The organism is Streptomyces sp. A3M-1-3, assembly GCF_024213665.1.
Lineage (GTDB): Bacteria > Actinomycetota > Actinomycetes > Streptomycetales > Streptomycetaceae > Streptomyces.
On record NZ_JANAVP010000002.1, the window covers coordinates 66,505 to 86,042 of the forward strand.

The window sequence follows — 19,538 nt, forward strand, 5'->3', positions numbered from 1 at the left end:
TGCTGGAGGGAGTCACTCCTCAAGTCGCAGGTGCCCCGGGGCCGCGGGGATGGAGATTCCCGCGGCACGGGGCGGAGGCGCGCTCGGCGCCTCCGCCACCAGGGTAGTCATTGGGATCGGCGCCGCAATGTCGTGCGCCACGCCCCTTACCGGGTGTCGCCGCTGCCGGTGCCGCGTGATTCGGCGAGCGCGCGCAGGGCGCGGGCGTCGGTGATGGCCTGCTGCCGGGCGATGCCCGGCTGGATGCCCAGCGCGGGCAGGCTGGTGCCGTCACTGAGGTCCAGGAACACCCAGGGGTCACCCGGGCGCAGGTTGACCCGCAGGATCTGGGCCCAGGCGAGCCGCCGCTTGCTGGTGAGGTTGACCACGGTGACGCCGGTGTCGTCGGCGACCACCTTGGGGCGGCTCAGCAGCAGCAGGACGCCGAAGAGCAGTACGGCGGTGAAGACGAAGCTCGTCCGCTCCCCCGCGCTGAGCGTCTCCAGCAGCAGGGCGACGGCCGTGATGGTGGCGAACATGACCGTGCCGGCGGTCAGCAGGACGACCCGGGTGCGGGTGGGCCTGAAGGTGACCGGCAGGGCGGGGAGTTCGGGCCGGTTCTCGGGAGCAGACATGGGTGCGGTGGTCTCGGTCCTCAGAGGCGGCAGGCGTGGATTTCCGTGGTGAGGATCGCGCGGGCGCCCAGCTCGTACAGGTCGTCCATGATCCGCTGAGCCTCCCTGGCCGGGACCATGGCCCGGACGGCGACCCAGCCCTCGTTGTGCAGCGGGGAGACGGTCGGCGACTCCAGGCCCGGGGTGAGGGCGACGGCCTGCTCGAGGTGCTCGGCGCGGCAGTCGTAGTCCATCATCACGTAGCTGCGGGCGACCAGGACGCCCTGGAGGCGGCGCAGGAACTGCTGCACCTTCGGCTCGTCGGTCGGTGAGCCGGTGCGGCGGATGACGACGGCCTCGGACTTCAGGATCGGCTCACCGACGACTTCGAGGCCGGCGTTGCGCAGGCTGGTGCCGGTCTCCACGACGTCGGCGATGATCTGGGCGACGCCGAGTTCGATGGCGGTCTCGACGGCGCCGTCGAGGTGGACGACGGAGGCGTCGATGCCCTGGTCGGCGAGGTGCTTGGCGACGATGCCCTCGTACGAGGTGGCGATGGTCATTCCGCCGAAGTCCTCCGGGCCCTTGGCGGTGCCGGGCTTGGTGGCGTAGCGGAAGGTGGAGCGGGCGAAGCCGAGCTGGAGGATCTCCTCGGCGTTGGCGCCGGAGTCCAGCAGCAGGTCGCGGCCGGTGATGCCGATGTCGAGCCGGCCGGAGCTGACGTAGATCGCGATGTCGCGCGGGCGGAGGTAGAAGAACTCGACCTCGTTCTCGGGGTCGACGAGGACGAGCTCCTTGGACTCCTTGCGCTGCTGGTAGCCGGCCTCATGGAGCATCGCCGACGCAGGTCCGGACAGTGAACCCTTGTTGGGAACGGCGATGCGCAGCATGAGGTCGGCTTCCTTTGTTCGTACGTACGGCTGGTGCGGCGGAGGTGGATCAGAGGTGGGCGTAGACGTCGTCCAGCGAGATTCCGCGGGCGACCATCATTACCTGGACGTGGTACAGAAGCTGCGAGATTTCCTCGGCGGCGGCTTCCTTGCCCTCGTACTCGGCTGCCATCCACACCTCGGCCGCCTCTTCGACGACTTTCTTGCCGATGGCATGCACCCCCTTGCCCACCAGTTCGGCGGTGCGGGAGGTGCTGGGGTCGCCGTTTGCGGCCTTGAGCTGGAGCTCGGTGAAGAGCTCCTCGAACGTCTTGTTGGACATGGTGCTTTCTACCCTACGCGGCCGGGTGCTCGCTCTCAGCGCCAGGGTTCGGACACCGAGCGCAGGATCGCGGCCGTGGCGACCGCCGCGGTGACCGCCTCGTGGCCCTTGTCCTCCTTCGAGCCGTCCAGACCGGCCCGGTCCAGCGCCTGCTCCTCGTCATCACAGGTCAGGACGCCGAAGCCGACGGGGACGCCGGTGTCGATGGAGACCTGGGTGAGGCCCTGAGTGACGCCTTGGCACACGTACTCGAAGTGTGGCGTGCCGCCGCGGATGACGACACCCAGCGCGACGATCGCGTCGTAACCGCGGCCCGCGAGGACCTTGGCGACGACCGGCAGCTCGAAGCTGCCGGGGACGCGCAGCAGGGTCGGCTCGTCGATGCCCAGCTCGTGCAGGGCGCGCAGGGCGCCGTTGACGAGACCGTCCATGATCTTCTCGTGCCACTGCGCCGCGATCACGGCGACCCGGAGGTCACCGCAGTTCTTCACGCTCAGTTCGGGTGCGCCCTTGCCGCTCACAGCTCTCCTCGGTTCTTGTGCACTGTCGTTGTACTGCTTGCCTACTGCTTGCCTACTGATTGCCGCAGGTGGACGCGGCGGCCGCGTCCAGCCAGGGCAGGTCGTGCCCCATCCGGTCCCGCTTGGTCTGCAGGTACCGGAGATTGTGCTCGCCCGCCTGGACAGCCATCGGCTCCCGTCCGCTGACCGTCAGGCCGTGCCGGACGAGTGCGGCGGTCTTCTCGGGGTTGTTCGTCATCAGCCGCACGCTGCGTACGCCCAGGTCGTCGAGGATCTGGGCGCCGGCCGCGTAGTCGCGGGCGTCGGCGGGCAGGCCGAGTTCCAGGTTGGCGTCCAGGGTGTCCCGGCCGCGCTCCTGGAGTTCGTACGCGCGCAGCTTGGACATCAGCCCGATGCCCCGGCCTTCGTGGCCGCGGAGGTAGACCACGACGCCGCGGCCCTCGTCCTTGATCCGCTCCATGGAGGCGTGCAGTTGAGGGCCGCAGTCGCAGCGCAGCGAGTGGAAGATGTCGCCCGTCAGGCATTCGGAGTGCATGCGGACTACGACGTCCGCGCCGTCGCCGATGTCCCCGTGGACGAGGGCGACATGCTCGACGCCGTCGACGGTGGAGCGGTAGCCGTACGCGGTGAACTCGCCGAAGGCGGTGGGCAGCCGGACCTCGGCCTCGCGCCGGACGGTGGGCTCGGACGAGCGGCGGTAGGCGATCAGGTCCTCGATGGAGATGATCGTCAGGCCGTGCTTGCGGGCGAACGGGATCAGCTCGGGCAGCCGCAGCATCACCCCGTCCTCGCCCGCGATCTCGACGATGGCGCCGGCCGGGCGCAGCCCCGCGAGGCGGGCGAGGTCGACGGCGGCCTCGGTGTGGCCGTCGCGGATCAGTACGCCGCCGGGCTTGGCGCGCAGCGGGAAGATGTGGCCGGGGCGGACGAAGTCGCCGGCGGTGCTGACGCCGTCGGCCAGCAGCCGGAGGGTGATCGCGCGGTCGGCGGCGGAGATGCCGGTGCTCACCCCGTGGGCGGCGGAGGCGTCGACCGAGACGGTGAAGGCGGTGCGCATCGACTCGGTGTTGTTCTCGACCATCTGGGGCAGGTCGAGCCGGTCGAGTTCCGGCCCCTCCATGGGGGCGCAGATCAGACCGCGGCACTCGCTCATCATGAACGCGATGATCTCGGGGGTGGCCTTCTCGGCGGCGATGACGAGGTCGCCCTCGTTCTCCCGGCTCTCGTCGTCCACGACGACGACGGGGCGGCCGGCGGCGATGTCGCGGATGGCCTGCTCGACGGGGTCGAGGGCGAAGTCCTCGATGCCGTCCTCGCTGTACCAGGTGGGCTGGGTGGTCATGCCGGCACTCCTTCCAGGGCGGGCTTCACACTGGTGCGGGTGCGCTGCCACCAGTCGTACGCGCCCCACAGCACGAGGGCGAAGTAAACGACGTACACCAGGCCGGAGAAGGCCAGGTTGCTGCTGAAGGCGAGCGGGACGCCGACGAGGTCCACCAGCAGCCAGGCAAACCAGAACTCGACCAGACCGCGGGCCTGGGCGATCATCGCGACCAGTGTGCCGACGAAGATGTACGCGTCGGCCCACGGGCTCCACGACAGCCAGGGGTAGAGGGTGAAGAGCCCGCCGACCGCCAGCGTGCCCACCACGGCTCCGGCCAGCAGCAGGCCGCGCTCGCGCCAGGTGGCGAACCGTACGGCGATCGAGCCGTCCTGCGCCTGCCGCTTGCCGCGCTGCCACTGGCGCCAGCCCCACAGGGCGACACCGATGACCAGCAGCTGCTTGCCGACGCCGCCGGCGAGCTCCGCGGACGCGTAGGCGGCGACGAGGATGACGCCGGACAGGAACTGCGCGGGCCAGGTCCATATGGAGCGGCGCCAGCCGAGCGCGAGGGCGGCCAGGCCGATCGAGTTGCCGATCATGTCGGACCACCTGATGTGCTGCCCGAAGGCCGTGAACGCCTCGGAGTTGAGCCAGTTCAGGGCGCTCACTTCGCCGTCTCCTTGCCGTGCAGGGGCTCGACACCGGCACCGAGCAGCCGCTCGACGTACTTCGCGAGTACGTCCACCTCGAGGTTGACCGGGTCGCCGGCCTGCTTGATGCCGAGGGTGGTCAGCGCGAGGGTGGTGGGGATGAGGCTGATGGTGAAGTAGTCGGGCCCGGCGTCGACGACGGTGAGGCTCACGCCGTCGACCGTGATCGAGCCCTTCTCGACCACGTAGCGGGAGAGGTCGGCGGGGAGCGAGACCTTCACGATCTCCCAGTGCTCGGAGGGTTTGCGGTCGATGATCTGCCCGGTGCCGTCCACATGGCCCTGCACGAGGTGACCGCCGAGGCGTCCGCCGAGTGTCATGGGGCGTTCCAGGTTGACGCGCGAGCCGGCTTCGAGCGCCCCGAGGCTGGAGCGGTTCAAGGTCTCGGCCATGACGTCGGCGGTGAACTCGCCGTCTTCGCAGTCGACGACGGTGAGGCAGACGCCGTTCACGGCGATCGAGTCGCCGTGCTTCGCGTCCTCGGCGACGACGGGGCCGCGGAGGCGGAAGCGGGATGCGTCGCCGAGGTTCTCGACGGCGGTGACCTCGCCCAGTTCTTCGACGATTCCGGTGAACACTTAGCTCTCCTTGAGGGCTGAGGAGGGGACGGCGGTGATGCGCAGATCGGGACCGATGCGGACGGCTTCCGTGATGTCGAGCCGCAACGCTTCGGTGAGGGTGGAGATTCCGGCGTCGGCGAGGGCCGCGGGGCCCGCGCCGAGGAGTACGGGGGCGAGGTAGCCGACCACCCGGTCCACGGCTGCGGCCGCGACGAAGGCGCCGGCCAGGGTCGGTCCGCCTTCGAGCAGCACGGAGCGCACGCCGCGCGCGTACAGCTCGGTGAGCAGGGCGTGGATGCCGAGTCCACCGGTGTGGTGCCTGTCGTGGGGCAGCCTCACGATGTCCGCGCCGGGCAGGTGCCGGGTGTCGGCGTCCTCGGCGACGGCGATGAGCGTGGGGGCCGCGTCGTCGAGGACCCGGGCGGTCGGCAGGATCGTGGCGTGGGTGTCCAGCACCACCCGCAGCGGCTGGGTGGCGCCTTCGATGCCGCGTACGGCGAGGTGGGGGTCGTCGGCGCGCAGCGTGCCCGAGCCGACCAGTACCGCGTCCGCCTCGGCGCGCAGCCGGTGGACGTCGGCGCGGGACTCGGGCGAGCTGATCCAGCGGCTCGTGGCGTCGGCCGCCGCGATCCGGCCGTCGAGCGTCGCCGCGTACTTCCACACGACGAACGGGCGCCCCAGGCGTACGGAGGTCAGCCAGGCGGCGTTGCCCGCCTCGGCCTCGTCCGCGAGCAGCCCGCCCTCGACCTCGACCCCGGCTGCGCGCAGGGTCTCGGCACCGCCGGTGGCCTGCGGATTCGGGTCACCGACCGCGTAGACGACGCGGGCGATACCGGCATCGGCGAGCGCGTGGGCGCAGGGACCGGTGCGGCCGGTGTGGTTGCAGGGTTCGAGGGTGACGTACGCCGTGCCGCCGCGGGCCTTCTCACCTGCGGCGAGGAGGGCGTGGATCTCGGCGTGCGGGCCGCCGGCGCGCTGGTGGTAGCCGGTGCCGGCGGTCTCGCCGGAGGCGTCGAGGATCACGCATCCGACGACCGGATTGGGGCTGGTGGAGCCGAGGCCGCGGGCGGCGAGCGCGATGGCACGGCGCATGGCGTCTGCGTCGGTTGTGATGGCCACCGGGTCCTCCTGCCTCTTCGGGCACGGACTCCGGGGCCTGTCGATGACGACAGAGAGACGGACCGAACGCAACGGAGGACGCCGAGGCCGGAAAAACGGCTCGTCGATGACGAACCGCCGACGGCGGCGTACCCGATACTGGCCCGCCGCGCACTGCCTCCCATCCGGACTTTCACCGTCGGTCCAGGAATTTCACCTGGTCAACCGGCCGCTGGCTGCGGACGGGTCGCGGACTATAACCGCCGGTTCGGAATTACACCGACCCCGGAGTGCGCTGCTTCTGGTACAGGGTCAGTGTGCCACGCCCGCTCGTCGCCCATGCGGGCGAACGCTGTGGCCTGGCTCACAAGCACCGCGCCTGCCCGGATTGGTCCATACCTATTGACCTGCTGGTCTAGTCCTCTTAGGGTCTGCGTCACCTCCGCGGACACGGCCCGCCCGGTGTGCGCACATCACGGGCCCAACACGACCCACCCCTCTGCTCGTTGTGTCATGCAGACTCCCCCTACGCCCTTGCGGGCGTGGGAGGTACCCCCACCCAGGAGGAACAGATCGTGCTGTCCCCCACACGCGCGAGAGCCACGCTGGCCGCAGCCGGTGCGGCGGTCGCCGGGCTCCTGCTCAGCTCGCTCTCCGGAGGCGTCTCGCACGCCGCCGACCACGAGTCCTGTCGCCCCGACGGCCTCTACAAGACCCCCGGCGTCGACGTCCCGTACTGCTCCGTCTACGACGCCGAGGGCCGCGAGAAGATGGGCGCCGACCACCAGCGCCGCGTCATCGGCTACTTCACGGGCGGCGTACCGGCAAGAACGGCGAGCCCGCCTATCTGGCCTCCGACATCCCCTGGGACAAGGTCACCCACCTCAACTACGCCTTCGCCCACATCGGCGGCGACAACAAGATCTCGGTCGGCGGCGACAGCGCGAACGACGCCGCGACCGGAATGACCTGGCCGGGAGTCGCCGGGGCGGAAATGGATCCCGCGTACTCCTACAAGGGCCACTTCAATCTGCTGAGCAAATTCAAGAAGGAGCACCCGAACGTCAAGACGCTGGTCTCCGTGGGAGGTTGGGCCGAGACGGGAGGCTATTTCGACGACAGCGGCAACCGGGTGAACTCCGGCGGCTTCTACTCGATGGCCACCAACGCCGACGGTTCGGTCAACCAGGCCGGCATCGACACCTTCGCGGACTCCACCGTCGCCTTCATCAAGAAGTACGGCTTCAACGGCGTCGACATCGACTACGAATACCCGACGACCATGAAGGACGCGGGCAACCCGCTCGACTGGCAGCTCTCCAACGGCCGCCGGGCCGGGCTGGTCAAGGGCTATGCCGTGCTGATGAAGTCGCTGCGCGAGAAGCTCGACCGGGCCGGGGCCGCGGACGGAAAGCACTATCTGCTCACCGTCGCCGCGCCTTCCTCCGGCTATCTGCTGCGCGGTATGGAAACCTTCCAGATGCAGAAGTATCTGGACTACGTGAACATCATGTCCTACGACCTGCACGGCGCCTGGAACGAGTACGTCGGCCCGAACGCCTCGCTCTTCGACGACGGCAAGGACGGCGAACTCGCCGCCGCGGGCGTGTATTCCACCCCGCAGTACGGCGGTGTCGGCTACCTCAACACGGACTGGGCATACCACTACTTCCGCGGCTCCATGCCGGCCGGCCGTATCAATATCGGCCTGCCGTACTACACCCGCGGATTCAAGAATGTGCAGGGCGGCACGGACGGCCTGTGGGGCAAGGCACCCTCGACCGCCTGCCCGGCGGGCGCGGGCCTGACCAAGTGCGGTGACGGCGCCGTCGGCATCGACAACCTGTGGCACGACAAGGACACCGCGGGCAAGGAGTCCCCGGCCGGCTCCAACCCGATGTGGCACGCGAAGAACCTGGAGAAGGGCGTCGTCGGCGACTACGTCACGCAGTACGGCTTCCCTGCCTCCACCACGCTGACCGGCAGCTACGCCCGCAGGTACGACTCGACGCTGGTCGCGCCGTGGCTGTGGAACGCCGAGAAGAAGGTGTTCCTCTCCACCGAGGACGAGCAGTCGGTGAAGGCCAAGGCCGACTACGTCGTCGACAAGGGCATCGGCGGCACGATGGTCTGGGAGCTGGCGGGCGACTACGCGTGGAACGCCGCCAAGGGCCAGTACGAGATCGGTGACACTCTCACCACGGCGATGTACGAGAAGTTCAAGTCGGCCACGCCGTACGGCGCCAAGCGCTCGACGATCGCCCTGCCCACCGAGGCGCTGAAGATCGACGCCGAGTTCGGGCAGTTCCCGCTGGGCGACTCCAACTACCCGATCAGCCCCAAGCTGAAGATCACGAACAACTCGACGGCCACGCTGCCGGGCGGTACCGAGTTCCAGTTCGACTACGCGACCTCGGCGCCCGCCAACGCCAAGGACCAGTCAGGGTTCAACACGACGATCGTGCGCAGCGACCACACCGCCGCGAACAACATCGGCGGCCTGAAGGGCGACTACAACCGCGTCTCGCTGAAGCTGCCGAGCTGGCAGACGCTGGCGCCGGGCGCCTCGGTCGAGCTGGACTTCGTGTACTACCTGCCGACGTCCACCCCGTCCAACTGGACGGTGACCTTCGGCGGCAAGTCGTACGCACTGGCCGGTGACCTGGCGCGCGGTACGACCGTCGTCGAGCCGGGCACGGGGACGGGAGGGACGACGACCGGGGGCACGACCGGCGGGTCGACCGGGGGCAGTACCGGCGGGTCCACGGGCGGTGGCGGCGGGCAGTGCACCGCGCCCGCGTGGAGCACGACGGCCGAATATGTCGGCGGCACGACCGTCTCCCACAAGTCGCACCAGTGGAAGTCCAAGTGGTGGACTAAGGGCGAAGAGCCCGGTACCACCGGTGAGTGGGGTGTCTGGCAGGACCTCGGAGCCTGCTGACCCCCGGCGTTGAACGCCCGGCGGCGGAGACCCGGCCCTTGCCGCCGCCGGGTCTGCGCCGTCTGCCAGGGTGGGGGCGTGACTGGCGGACTACGGGCGGTGGTCAATCCGGACAAGCTTGGATTTCTCGCCCCGCAGGCCGCCGGTCTGTCACATCCGTGAAGCCTCGCCGATTCCTGGTGGGTGACAGATGTTCCCGCACCCCGAAGGGCTGATCTCGCGATGACCACAATTCTGGTGACCGGTGGCACCGGCACTCTTGGCTCCCTGGTGACGGCCCGGCTGCGCGCGGCCGGGCACGAGGTACGGGTGCTGAGCCGGCACGCGCAGCCGTACGCGGTCGATCTGCGCGAGGGGACCGGCCTCGACGCGGCGATGGGCGGCGTGGAGGTGGTCGTGCACTGCGCGAGCACCCCGCGCGGCGGCGACGACAGGGCGGCCGGTCACCTCATCGACGCGGCCCGGCAGGCCGGGGTCGCGCACCTGGTCTATATCTCGATCGTGGGCGTGGACCGGCTGCCGCTCGGCTACTACACGACGAAGCGCAAGGTCGAGCGCATGATCGAGGAGTCGGGCCTCGGCTGGACCGTGCTGCGCACGACCCAGTTCCACGACCTGGTGCTGGGACTCCTGCGGACGTCGGCGAAGCTGCCGGTGATGCTGGTGCCCGCGGGGGTGAGCGTGCAGCCCATCGACACGGCCGAGGTCGCGGACCGGCTGGCCGAACTGGCCGCGGGCCCGCCCGCAGGGAGGGTGCCGGACCTGGGCGGCCCCGAGATCCGCCCCCTCCCGGACCTGGCCCGCGCTTACCTCCACGCGACCGGCCGCAGCCGCCCGGTGCTGCCGGTACGCCTGGCGGGCAAGGCGTACGCGGGATACCGCCGCGGCCTTCACCTCACCCCGGACCGCGCCCTGGGAAAGACCACGTTCGAGGACTTCCTGTCCACGCACGCCCCCGCCGCCCGGAACCGCAGACGGCCGAAGGCCGGGCGCCGAGCTGAGGGGGCACACCTTCCGGGCAAACCGCCCCAGTAAGCTGCCGGCCGCCTGACCGGGGCCGAGCCCATCCTCGCGTGCATTGCCGCCACCACCCACCCCCGGCCCAGGGCGCCCCGCCGCGCCGGCCCGCTCACCGGGGCGCGGCGAACAGTTCCTCCTGCGCTGCCTCCTGGGCTGCCAGCAGTGCCCCCCTCAGCACCGCCGCTCCTCCCAGGGTTCCGGCCCGCACTTCGGTACGCAGGGGGGACAGGGCGGTCAGCCGGGTCGCCACCCGGGCGGCCAGGTCCTCGCCGCCGGCGTGGCCGACCTCGCCTCCCAGCACTACGCAGCCCGGGTCCAGCACCGCGCTGACCGCGGCCGCGCCGAGGGCCAGGCGGTCGGCGAGGGCGTCGAGGAAGGGTTCGCCTCGCGGGCCCGCCGCCACGGCGGCCCGTACGACCGCCTCGGCCGGCGGCGCGTGGGCCTCGGCGACCGCGGCGACGCCGTGTTCCTCGGCCAGGGCGCAGACGGCGGCGCTGCCCGCCAGCGCGTGGAAGCCGCCGTCGCATTCGGTGGCGGACGGCAGGCCCGAGGTGCCCGGTACCGGGAGGAAGCCGATCTCCCCCGCGCCGCCGGAGGCGCCTCGGCGCAGCCGCCCGTCCAGGACGACGGCCGCGCCGACTCCGTGGCCGAGCCAGAGCAGGACGAAGGTGTCGCGGTCGCGGGCGGCGCCGAGGCGCTGCTCCGCGACGGCGGCGAGGTTGGTCTCGTTCTCCAGCAGCACGGCGGCCGGCAGCCGCTCGTGCAGTACGGCGACCAGCGCCCGGTGCCAGGCCGGCAGGCCGGTGGTGTCGCGGAGTTCCCCGGTGGCGGGGTCGACCAGCCCCGGCGCGCCGATGCCGACGCTGTGCAGCCGCGTCGCGCCGGCCTCGCGCGCGGTGCGTTCCAGCAGGGCGACGGCCTGGTCCACGGCCGGCCCGGTACCGGTGTCACGGTCGATGGGCAGGACGGCCTCCGCCAGGGTCCGGCCGAGGAGGTCGGCGACGACCACGGACACGCTGTGCGTCCGTACGTCCAGCGCCGCGAGGTGCGCGCGGTCCGCGACGATCCCGTACAGCCGGGCGTTGGGGCCCCGCCGCTGGGCACCCGCTTCGCCGACCACCGCGATGAGTCCGGACACCTGCAGCCGCTCGACGAGATCGGCGACGGTCGGGCGGGAGAGTCCGGTGAGCGTCTTGAGCTGGCCTGCCGTCAAGGGTCCCTCCTGCTGGAGCAGTTGGAGGGCCAGCCGGTCGTTCATGGCCCGGGCTGTGCTCGGCGAGGCAGGCGGCATACCGGCGATCCTTCCAGATCTATCTATCAGGCAGGCTCCCTGATAGTTTACTCCCCCATGAAGAGTGGAGTGGTCTTCGACCGGCAGCAGCTGAAGCGGGCACGGATCGCCGTGGCCGCTGTCTTCTGCGTGCACGGCGCGGTCACCGGCAGCTTCGCCACCCGCATCCCCTGGATCCAGGACCATGCCGCACTCAGCGCCGGCCGGCTCGGCCTGGCCCTCGCCTTCCCCGCGATCGGCGCCTCGGTGGCGATGCCGCTCGCCGGGGCGATCAGCCACCGCTTCGGCGCCCGGACCGCACTGCGCGGCCTGCTCGCCCTCTGGACCCTCTCACTCGTCCTCCCGGGGCTTGCCCCGAGTCTGCTAACCCTGTGCGGCGCGCTGTTCGTGTACGGCGCCACGGCCGGCATGTCCGACGTGGCGATGAACGCGCTCGGGGTGGAGATCGAGAACCGGCTCGACCGCTCGATCATGTCCGGCCTGCACGGCATGTGGAGCGCCGGCGCCCTGCTCGGTTCCGCCGCCGGTACCGTCGCCGCGCACGCCGGCGGCGATGCCCGGTTGCACCACGCCGTCGCGGCGGCGGTCCTTACCGCCCTCGGCCTGGTCGCCTGCCGGGGCGTACTGGACCTGCGCAGTGCCCCGGACGAGCATCCGCCACCGCGGTTCGCGCTGCCGCCGAAGTCGGCGCTGGTCATCGGTGCGGTGGGCTTCTGCGCCGTGTTCGCGGAAGGCGCGAGCCTGGACTGGTCGGCGGTCTACCTCAAGGACGTACTGGACACCTCGCCGGGGCCGGCCGCCGCGTCCACCACGGCCTTCGCCCTGACCATGGCCGTGGCGCGGATCGCGGGCGACCGGGTGGTCGACCGGTTCGGCGCCGTACGCACCGTGCGCGTGGGCGGGGTGTTCGCCACGCTCGGCGGACTGTTGGTGGTCGGGGCGCCGAATCCGCCGGTGGCCCTGTCCGGCTTCGCGCTGATCGGCCTCGGCGTCGCCGTCGTAGTGCCACTCGCCTTCGCCGCGGCGGGGCGCAGCGGCCCGGCGCCGGCCCAGGCGATCGCGGGCGTCGCCACCATCACGTACACCTCGGGTCTGATCGCCCCCTCGGCGATCGGCGCGGTCGCGGACGTGACCTCGCTGGTGGTGTCGTTCGGGCTGGTGACGGCGCTGGCGTTCGGGCTGGTGCTCGGCGCCGGTGTGCTGCGGCAGGGCAGCCGGGAGAGCGTTCGGGCCACGATTCCCGGCAAGGCGCTCAAGCCCTGACCGAGTGGGTGACCGAGTCGGTCAGCCGCCCGCCAGCTCGTACGCGTACGACGGGGTGAAGGTACCCGCCGGGCCCTTGCAGCCGTCGGACTCCCCCGGCAGCTTGATCCACAGGTAGCCGTCGATCCGCGCCTCGCCGGTGCGGGTCGTCGGGGTCCGGCCGAGCGCCCGCCCCGCCGGATCGCACCAGTTGCCGGGCGCCGGCGCCCCGTTGCCGTTCCTGCTGGTGTCGATGACCGCGCCCAGGCGGGAGGGCCCGCCGAGGGCGGCCAGGACCCGCCGCGCGTACGCGGCCTCGTCGGCGGTGCGGTGGAAGTTCGCGACATTGGTGAAGATGCCGTCGCCGCTCGACGCGGCACCCGCCCTGCTCAGCGCTGCGGCCTGCTTCTCCGCGGGGTGCCAGCCGGAGTGACCGGCGTCGTAGTACACCTTGGCGTTGGGGTTGGCGGCGTGCAGGGCGCGGCCGGCCCGGGCCAGGGACGCGTAGCGGGCGTCCCGGTCGCCCGGCGACAGGCAGTCGGCGAGGGCGATCGAGTCGGGTTCGAGGATCACGATGACCGGGCCGTCGCCGAGACCGGCCGCGAAGTCGCGTATCCAGTCGTCGTACGCGGCGAGATCGGGCGCCCCGCCCTTGGACGCGCCTCCGCAGTCCCGGTCGGGTATCGCGTACGGAACGAGGACGGGCACCCGGCCCGCGGCGGCGGCCCCGGCCGTCACGGAGCGGACCTTGCCGGTGATGGTGCCGGGGTTGTACTCGGCGAACCAGACGGCGGCCGGGCGCGCCGCGATGCTCGACTCGATGAGCGGGCGTCTCGGATCGCCGCGGTTGGCGGCCACCCAGTCGAGGACGCGGGATTCGGGATGCCGGTAGAGCGCGGTGTCGGCGGGCGCCGGCTGGGCGCGCTTGGGTACCGACGGCTTGGGCGACGGGCGGGACGAGGAGGACGCCGAGGCGGAGGGTTTCACGGACGCCCGGACGGACGCCGATGCCGAGGCGCTGGGCTGCGCGGGCAGCGGCCGGAGCGTCGGGGGCTCGGTCACCTCGGGCCGGGCCGAGTCGTCCGTGCCGCCCTCGCCGGCGACCGCGCTCAGCACACCGGCCACCGTGCCTACGGCCACCACGGCGGAGGCGGCGACCACCATGGCGGTATGCCGCACGGCCCGTCGGCGCTCGGTACGCCGGACGCGGTTCTGCGCGCGTACGCCTGACACAGCTGAAGTCCCCCACTCCCCCGGTGCCCGTCCTTCGCCCGAACCGGGGAAGACCGGGCGCAATGCCACCCGGTGGAGCCTAGTCCCTGGGACGCTGCCCCCATGGCGCAGATCGAACAGTTCGCGGTGCGGAGCCGTCCCGGCCACACGTCGGTAGACGCGGTCGTCGCCCGGCTGCGCGTCCTGGGGTCCGGCTGGCCGCCCTCGGACGGGGTGGCGGTGTTCAACCGGGTCTACCTGGCTGTCACTGAGGAGATCGGCCGGCAGATCGACCTGGGTGTCTTCCCTGCCCGGCAGTCCGCGGCGACGCTGGACGTCCGGTTCGCCGAGCGCTATCTGGCGGCTGTGGACGCGGTGGCCGCGGGCCGGCGGCCACCTGCCTGCTGGCGTCCGCTCTTCCAGTACCGGTGTCATCCGGGTGTACGACCGCTGCAGTACGCGCTCGCCGGGATCAACGCGCACATCGGGCACGACCTGGCGCTCGCCGTCGTGGACACCTGTCGCACGCTGGGCTGTGAGCCGGCCGCCCTGGAGGGGGACTTCGACCAGGTCGGTGACACGCTGACCGCCATGGAGGAGCGCATCCGCGAGGATCTGATGCCCGGCCCCGACCTGCTTCAGATCGCCGATCCGCTCACCCACCTGCTGGGGTCGTGGAGTCTGGACCGGGCTCGTGACGCCGCCTGGTCATCCGCCCGGGTGCTCTGGGGCCTGCGTGAACTGCCAGAACTGGCCGAGGAGTTCAGGGAGCGGCTGGACGCCGGAGTCGGACTCGTCGGGCGCTGTCTGCTGACGCCCGCCCGCTGAACCGGCAGCACTGAACCGGGACGAACAGGGCGAGAAATTGGTGACGGCCCGCCGCCGTGCTCTGCGCACGGCGGCGGGCCGAGTCTGTGATCCCCTGAGTCAATCCCTCGGGTCAGTCCTCGGGGAGTTCGACGGGGGCGATCTCGTCGTAGAGGTCGCCGGGCCCGGGGTTGGTCGCGTCCGTCCTACCACCGAAGTGGTGCATGACGCCCCACACCGCGTTGAGCGCGGTCTGCACGGCGCCCTCGGCCCAGCCCGCGGTCCACGAGATGTCGTCGCCCGCGAGGAAGATTCCGCGCTTGTCCTCGGGCAGCCGGTCCTGCATGAAGTGCGTGAACAGGCGGCGCTGGTAGCGGTAGTGACCGGGCAGGTTGGCCTTGAACGCGCCCATGAAGTAGGGCTCGTTCTCCCACGAGACGGTCACCGGGTTGCCGATGATGTGGCGGCGGATGTCGACCTTCGGGTAGATCTCGCCCAGCGACTTGAGCATGACCTCCATCCGCTCGTTCGCGGACAGCGGCAGCCACTTGAGGCTGTCGTCGCACCACGTGTACGAGAGGCAGATGACGGCCGGCTTGTCGGGACCGTTGTCCAGCAGATAGGTGCCGCGGGTCATCCGGTCGGTCAGCGTCATCGACATGACGTCCCGCCCGGTCTCCTCGTGCTTGTCCAGCCAGAACGGCCGGTCGACCGGCACGAACAGCTTGGAGGACTCCATGTAGTGGGTCCGCTCCATCGCCGTCCAGTGGTCGATGGGGAACAGCGAGTCGTCGCACGCGATCTTCGACAGCAGCATCCAGGACTGCGCGGTGAAGACGGCCGCGCGGTACGTACGGATGTCGCCGGAGGCGTCGGTGACGGTGATCCGGTTCCCGGCGGTGCGGTGCAGCCGCGTCACGGCCGGCTTGGGCGTGCCGTCGTGCAGCGACGAGAGCGAGGTGCCCTGCGCCCAGTACACGATCTTCTCCGGCTCGCGCTCCCACAGCCGCAGCGGGAGCTGCTGGCTGCCGCCGACGATGCCGCGGTGGTGGTCGTCCGCCTCGGTGTAGACGACGCGGAGGATCTCCAGGATGGAGTTCGGGAAGTCGGTGTCCCAGCCGCCCGTACCGAAGCCGACCTGGCCGAAGATCTCGCGGTGCCGGAAGGACTTGAACGCCGGGGAGTCGCAGAGGAAGCCGTAGAAGGTCTGGTTGTCGAGCTTCTCGACGAGCTTCGACCAGATCTCGCGGATGCGGGGGATGTCCCGCTCCCGCAGGGCGGTGTTCATGTCGGAGAAGTCGGCGCCCTCCTCCAGGCAGGAGTTCCACGCCTCCATGACCTCGCGGTAGACCGCGGGCAGCTCGTCCACCGAGGTGGCGTAGTGCGACTCGCCCTTGAGGTCGACGACGGTCGACGGGGTGTCGGGCGCGAGCGGGTTGGGGAACGGCTTGGTCTCCAGGCCCACCAGGTCGATGTAGTGCTGCAGCGCGGTGGAGCAGGGCGGGAAGCGCATCGCGCCCATCTCGGCGGTCAGCTCGGAATCGCAGCCCTCGAAGCCGACGGTGCGCAGCCGGCCGCCGATCTGGTCCGCCTCGTAGACGACGGGCTTGAGGCCCATCTTCATCAGCTCGTACGCGGCGACGATGCCGGAGAGGCCGCCGCCGATGACGGCCACCTCGGCGCCGTGCTCGGTCGCGGGTATCTGGCCGATCCCGGCCGGGTGGGCGAGGTGGTCGTCGTACGCGTAGGGGAAGTCCGGACCGAACATGGTGATCGGCGGCAGGGCGGGCGGCTGCTCGTCGTGAGCGGCGGTGGGCACCGTGGACGTCATGGGGTACGGACTCCTTGCGCGGAAAGACTGAAGCAGCGGGGGCGAGGGCGGGGCGGGGTCGGACGAGGGGGTCAGACCAGGGACGCGTACAGGCCGGGGCGGCGGTCGCGCAGATACGGATTGTTCGCGCGGGAGGCCCGCAGCAGCTCGGGGTCGGCCTCGCCGAGTACGAGTTCCTCGCCGCGGCCGGCCCGCGTGCGGGTGGCGCCGTCGGGGCTCGCCAGGCAGCTCAGGCCGACGAACTCGAACTCGCCCTCGGGGCCGGTCCGGTTGACGTACGCGATGTACATCTGGTTCTCGAAGGCGCGGACCGGGACGACGGACTCGGCGACGAACTGGAAGGGGTGCATCTGGGCCGTGGGCACCAGCAGCAGGTCGGTGCCGGCCAGCGCGTGGGCGCGGACGTTCTCCGGGAACTCCACGTCATAGCAGATCATGAGCCCGATGCGGAGCCCGCCGAGGTCCGCCTGGACGACGGGGGTGTCGCCCGGGGTGAACCACTCGTTCTCGAAGCAGCCGAAGAGATGCGTCTTGCGGTAGTTGGCCAGCCGCTCGCCGTCCGGGCCGATCAGCTGCGCCGCGTTGTAGACCTGCTGCCCCTCGCGCTCGCGCTCGGGGTAGCCGTACAGGACGGCGATGCCGTGCTCGGCGGCGATACGGGCCACGGCGTCGGCGCCGGGACCGTCGGCGGTCTCGGCGAGGCGGTGGACGTCCTCGCCGATGGCGTAGCCGGTCAGGAACATCTCGGGGCAGACGAGCAGGCCCGCCCCGGCGGCGGCGGCCTCGCGGGCGGCGCCGGTGAGCACCTCGAGGTTCTTCACGACGTCGCCGGGCTGACCGGAGCTCTGGAGCAGGGCGGTGCGCAGCGGCGGCATGGCTGACCTCGGGGAGCGTCGGTGTTCGGGGGACGTCTTAGACGGTACGGTCCGGTGCTCACCCCCGACAAGGCGCCTCCGTTGCGCGCCGACGGGTGATTCATTGCGTGTTTTTGCGTCGGTACGGAGATTCGTTGTGCCTGCCGGGCGCCCCTTCGGAGGTACTACGTGGGCGAGCCGGACGAGAAACGCCGCAGCAGCGGCGAGAGCACCAGCACCGACTTCGTGCGCTCCACGTACGGCTCGCCCGCGATCCGCTCCAGCACCCGCTCGAAGTGCCGCATGTCGGAGGCGAAGACCTGGACGATGGCGTCCGCGTCACCGGTGACGGTCGACGCGGACACCACCTCCGGGTAGCGCGACAGGCCGCGGCGGATGTCCTCGGGCGAGGTGTTGTGGCGGCAGTACAGCTCGATGACCCCCTCGGTCTCCCAGCCGAGCGCGGCCGGGTCCACCCGTACGGTGAAGCCGGTGATCGCGCCTTCGGCGCGCAGCCGGTCGACCCGGCGCTTGACGGCGGGTGCGGAGAGGCCGACCTCGGAGCCGATGTCTGCGTAGGAGCGGCGGGCATCCTCTGCGAGGGCGTGCACGATGCGTTCGTCGAGTTGGTTCAGTCGCACTGCGGGTGGATCACTTCTCTGCCGTGGCCAGTCGGGAGCGGCGCATGCCGTAACCGAAGTAGAACACGAGGCCCGCGGCCATCCAGCCTCCGAAGACGAGCCACGTGGCGCCGGGCAGGCTATACATCATGTAGGCGCAGAAGGCGAAGCCCAGGATGGGGGTCACCGGGAACAGCGCGACGCGGAAGGTGCGCGACATGTCGGGCCGCGTGTACCGCAGGATGATGACGGCCACATTGACCAGCGCGAAGGCGAAGAGCGTGCCGATGCTGGTGGCATTGGCCAGCTCGCCGAGCGGGATGGTGGCGGCGAGCAGGGCGCAGAACACCGAGACGATCAGCGTGTTGGCGCGCGGGGTTCCGGTACGCGGGTCGACCTTGGCGAAGACCTTGGGGACCAGCCCGTCGCGCGCCATGGCGAAGAGGATGCGGGTCTGGCCGTAGAGGACGGCGAAGACGACGCTGGCGATGGCGACGACCGCTCCCGCGGCGAGGACCACGCCCCAGAAGCTGTGGCCGGTGACGTCCTTCATGATCTGGGCGAGGGCGGCCTCGGTGCCTTCGAAGTCCTGCCACGGCATGGCACCGACGGCGATCAGGGCGACCAGGCAGTACAGCACGGTGACGATGAGCAGGGACAGCATGATCGCGCGCGGCAGGTCCCGCTTGGGGTTCTTGGCCTCCTCGCCTGCGGTGGAGGCCGCGTCGAAGCCGATGTACGAGAAGAACAGCGTGGCCGCGGCGGCGCTGATCCCGGTGACGCCGAGCGGGGCGAGCGGGGTGTAGTTGCCCGCCTTGATGCCGAGGAATCCGATCGCGCAGAAGAGCACCAGCGTGGCGATCTTCACCACGACCATGATCGTGTTGACGCGGGCGCTCTCCTTGGCGCCGCCCATCAGGAACACCATGGCGAGCATGATGACGACGAGCGCCGGCAGGTTGATGTAGCCGCCTTCGCCGAGCGGCGCGGACACCGTCTGCGGGATGGTGACGCCGAGGATGCCGTCGAGCAGCTCGTTGAGGTACTCGCCCCAGCCGACCGCGACGGCCGCGACCGAGACGCCGTACTCGAGGATCAGGCACCAGCCGCAGATCCACGCGACGATCTCGCCCATGGTGGCGTAGGAGTACGAGTACGAGGAGCCGGACACCGGGATCGAGCCGGCCAGCTCCGCGTACGAGAGCGCCGAGAACAGCGCGGTCAGGCCGGCGATCACGAACGAGATCGCGACGGCCGGGCCGGCCAGCGGTGTGGCTTCGCCGAGGACGACGAAGATTCCGGTGCCGAGCGTGGCACCGATGCTGATCATCGTCAGCTGCCACATACCGAGCGAGCGGCGCAGTGAGCCGCCTTCGCCGTGGCCGCCCTCGGCGACGAGCTGCTCGACGGGCTTGCGCCGCATCAACCGGTTGCCCGGGCGCGGACGCTCAGATTCCGGTTGGGGAGTGACGGGTGGCGCTGCGCCGTGGTCCAACACTGGGGTGGCTCCTTATCGCTGCCGATCGGGGGGCGGCGACCGCGGCGGTACGCGCTGGGAGCACGGCTGGGCAGCCGTGCGCGCGGGAACCGCCGAGCAGACGGTCCCCGCCACTCCACGTACAGCGAGTGAGCCTACGAGGTGGGCGTTCCTGCCCGTAATGCATCAATCTTGCGCATCGACGATCGATCATTGCGTGCTTAC

General features: G+C 70.9%; 19 protein-coding genes and 1 riboswitch. Of the genes, 5 read left to right on the forward strand and 14 right to left on the reverse strand.

Annotation, left to right across the window (positions count from 1 at the left end; genetic code table 11):
* Positions 1-146 precede the first annotated feature (146 nt).
* From NLX86_RS02215 to ribD, 8 genes are read right to left on the reverse strand one after another with little or no spacing between them, the layout of a single operon-like run.
* Positions 147-614, reverse strand: coding sequence for a PH domain-containing protein (locus NLX86_RS02215; RefSeq protein ID WP_254369836.1), 468 nt, complete (start codon positions 612-614; stop codon positions 147-149).
* Positions 615-634: 20 nt separating this feature from the next.
* The gene (hisG, locus tag NLX86_RS02220) at positions 635-1,483 is read right to left on the reverse strand and encodes an ATP phosphoribosyltransferase (RefSeq protein WP_254369837.1); all 849 of its coding nucleotides are present in this window, start codon (positions 1,481-1,483) and stop codon (positions 635-637) included.
* Between the two features lie 49 nt (positions 1,484-1,532).
* Positions 1,533-1,805 (reverse strand): phosphoribosyl-ATP diphosphatase, encoded by a 273-nt coding sequence (locus NLX86_RS02225; protein WP_254369838.1) that lies wholly within the window; start codon positions 1,803-1,805, stop codon positions 1,533-1,535.
* 35 nt (positions 1,806-1,840) lie between these two features.
* Positions 1,841-2,326, reverse strand: a complete 486-nt coding sequence (ribH, locus tag NLX86_RS02230; protein WP_254369839.1) for a 6,7-dimethyl-8-ribityllumazine synthase — start codon at positions 2,324-2,326, stop codon at positions 1,841-1,843.
* A 52-nt stretch (positions 2,327-2,378) separates the two neighbouring features.
* On the reverse strand, positions 2,379-3,668 hold the full coding sequence (locus NLX86_RS02235) for a bifunctional 3,4-dihydroxy-2-butanone-4-phosphate synthase/GTP cyclohydrolase II (protein ID WP_254369840.1): 1,290 nt from the start codon (positions 3,666-3,668) through the stop codon (positions 2,379-2,381).
* Complete coding sequence (locus NLX86_RS02240) at positions 3,665-4,318, reverse strand: nicotinamide mononucleotide transporter family protein (protein WP_254369841.1); 654 nt, start codon at positions 4,316-4,318, stop codon at positions 3,665-3,667. The genes NLX86_RS02235 and NLX86_RS02240 overlap by 4 nt, the downstream gene beginning before the upstream one ends.
* Complete coding sequence (locus NLX86_RS02245; protein ID WP_254369842.1) at positions 4,315-4,938, reverse strand: riboflavin synthase; 624 nt, start codon at positions 4,936-4,938, stop codon at positions 4,315-4,317. The genes NLX86_RS02240 and NLX86_RS02245 overlap by 4 nt, the downstream gene beginning before the upstream one ends.
* Complete coding sequence (gene ribD, locus NLX86_RS02250; protein WP_254370078.1) at positions 4,939-6,012, reverse strand: bifunctional diaminohydroxyphosphoribosylaminopyrimidine deaminase/5-amino-6-(5-phosphoribosylamino)uracil reductase RibD; 1,074 nt, start codon at positions 6,010-6,012, stop codon at positions 4,939-4,941.
* Positions 6,013-6,185: 173 nt separating this feature from the next.
* Positions 6,186-6,316: riboswitch (FMN riboswitch) on the reverse strand.
* A 244-nt stretch (positions 6,317-6,560) separates the two neighbouring features.
* Between ribD and NLX86_RS34950 the strand changes: the two genes are divergently transcribed.
* From NLX86_RS34950 to NLX86_RS02260, 3 genes are all read left to right on the forward strand, one after another.
* The gene (locus tag NLX86_RS34950; RefSeq protein ID WP_374213826.1) at positions 6,561-6,986 is read left to right on the forward strand and encodes a hypothetical protein; all 426 of its coding nucleotides are present in this window, start codon (positions 6,561-6,563) and stop codon (positions 6,984-6,986) included.
* Positions 6,923-8,959, forward strand: coding sequence for a chitinase C-terminal domain-containing protein (locus NLX86_RS02255; protein WP_374213823.1), 2,037 nt, complete (start codon positions 6,923-6,925; stop codon positions 8,957-8,959). Before NLX86_RS34950 ends, NLX86_RS02255 begins: the two co-directional genes overlap by 64 nt.
* A gap of 222 nt (positions 8,960-9,181) precedes the next feature.
* Positions 9,182-9,994 carry an SDR family oxidoreductase gene (locus tag NLX86_RS02260; RefSeq protein ID WP_254369843.1) on the forward strand — a complete coding sequence of 271 codons (813 nt, stop codon included), beginning with the start codon at positions 9,182-9,184 and terminating at the stop codon, positions 9,992-9,994.
* Positions 9,995-10,088: 94 nt separating this feature from the next.
* Here NLX86_RS02260 and NLX86_RS02265 read toward each other — a convergent pair whose 3' ends face one another.
* Positions 10,089-11,270: an ROK family transcriptional regulator gene (locus NLX86_RS02265; protein WP_254369844.1), complete on the reverse strand. Its 1,182-nt coding sequence runs from the start codon at positions 11,268-11,270 to the stop codon at positions 10,089-10,091.
* A gap of 57 nt (positions 11,271-11,327) precedes the next feature.
* Here NLX86_RS02265 and NLX86_RS02270 point away from each other — a divergent pair, with 57 nt between their 5' ends.
* Positions 11,328-12,533, forward strand: a complete 1,206-nt coding sequence (locus NLX86_RS02270) for an MFS transporter (protein WP_254369845.1) — start codon at positions 11,328-11,330, stop codon at positions 12,531-12,533.
* A gap of 21 nt (positions 12,534-12,554) precedes the next feature.
* Here NLX86_RS02270 and NLX86_RS02275 read toward each other — a convergent pair whose 3' ends face one another.
* Positions 12,555-13,745, reverse strand: coding sequence for a glycoside hydrolase family 6 protein (locus NLX86_RS02275; protein ID WP_374213818.1), 1,191 nt, complete (start codon positions 13,743-13,745; stop codon positions 12,555-12,557).
* Between the two features lie 102 nt (positions 13,746-13,847).
* Between NLX86_RS02275 and NLX86_RS02280 the strand changes: the two genes are divergently transcribed.
* Complete coding sequence (locus NLX86_RS02280) at positions 13,848-14,552, forward strand: DUF5995 family protein (RefSeq protein ID WP_254369846.1); 705 nt, start codon at positions 13,848-13,850, stop codon at positions 14,550-14,552.
* Between the two features lie 112 nt (positions 14,553-14,664).
* Here the strand turns inward: NLX86_RS02280 and NLX86_RS02285 are convergent, their stop codons facing one another.
* The 4 genes from NLX86_RS02285 to NLX86_RS02300 form a co-directional block, all read right to left on the reverse strand.
* The gene (locus tag NLX86_RS02285; protein ID WP_254369847.1) at positions 14,665-16,362 is read right to left on the reverse strand and encodes an NAD(P)/FAD-dependent oxidoreductase; all 1,698 of its coding nucleotides are present in this window, start codon (positions 16,360-16,362) and stop codon (positions 14,665-14,667) included.
* Positions 16,363-16,433: 71 nt separating this feature from the next.
* A complete protein-coding gene (locus NLX86_RS02290) occupies positions 16,434-17,237 on the reverse strand; it encodes a carbon-nitrogen hydrolase family protein (RefSeq protein WP_254369848.1) in 804 nt (267 codons plus the stop codon).
* Positions 17,238-17,401: 164 nt separating this feature from the next.
* On the reverse strand, positions 17,402-17,857 hold the full coding sequence (locus NLX86_RS02295) for an Lrp/AsnC family transcriptional regulator (RefSeq protein ID WP_254369849.1): 456 nt from the start codon (positions 17,855-17,857) through the stop codon (positions 17,402-17,404).
* Positions 17,858-17,867: 10 nt separating this feature from the next.
* The gene (locus NLX86_RS02300) at positions 17,868-19,334 is read right to left on the reverse strand and encodes an amino acid transporter (RefSeq protein WP_254369850.1); all 1,467 of its coding nucleotides are present in this window, start codon (positions 19,332-19,334) and stop codon (positions 17,868-17,870) included.
* Between the last annotated feature and the right edge of the window lie 204 nt (positions 19,335-19,538).

Excerpts from the sequence above, each read along its gene's own strand:
- NLX86_RS02280 (WP_254369846.1), top strand. The coding sequence starts at position 13,848 with ATGGCGCAGATCGAACAGTTCGCGGTGCGGAGCCGTCCCGGCCACACG.
- NLX86_RS02215 (WP_254369836.1), bottom strand. The coding sequence starts at position 614 with ATGTCTGCTCCCGAGAACCGGCCCGAACTCCCCGCCCTGCCGGTCACC.
- hisG (WP_254369837.1), bottom strand. The coding sequence starts at position 1,483 with ATGCTGCGCATCGCCGTTCCCAACAAGGGTTCACTGTCCGGACCTGCG.
- NLX86_RS02260 (WP_254369843.1), top strand. The coding sequence starts at position 9,182 with ATGACCACAATTCTGGTGACCGGTGGCACCGGCACTCTTGGCTCCCTG.
- NLX86_RS02270 (WP_254369845.1), top strand. The coding sequence starts at position 11,328 with ATGAAGAGTGGAGTGGTCTTCGACCGGCAGCAGCTGAAGCGGGCACGG.
- NLX86_RS02235 (WP_254369840.1), bottom strand. The coding sequence starts at position 3,668 with ATGACCACCCAGCCCACCTGGTACAGCGAGGACGGCATCGAGGACTTC.
- NLX86_RS02265 (WP_254369844.1), bottom strand. The coding sequence starts at position 11,270 with ATGCCGCCTGCCTCGCCGAGCACAGCCCGGGCCATGAACGACCGGCTG.
- NLX86_RS02225 (WP_254369838.1), bottom strand. The coding sequence starts at position 1,805 with ATGTCCAACAAGACGTTCGAGGAGCTCTTCACCGAGCTCCAGCTCAAG.
- NLX86_RS02290 (WP_254369848.1), bottom strand. The coding sequence starts at position 17,237 with ATGCCGCCGCTGCGCACCGCCCTGCTCCAGAGCTCCGGTCAGCCCGGC.
- ribD (WP_254370078.1), bottom strand. The coding sequence starts at position 6,012 with ATGCGCCGTGCCATCGCGCTCGCCGCCCGCGGCCTCGGCTCCACCAGC.
- NLX86_RS02285 (WP_254369847.1), bottom strand. The coding sequence starts at position 16,362 with ATGACGTCCACGGTGCCCACCGCCGCTCACGACGAGCAGCCGCCCGCC.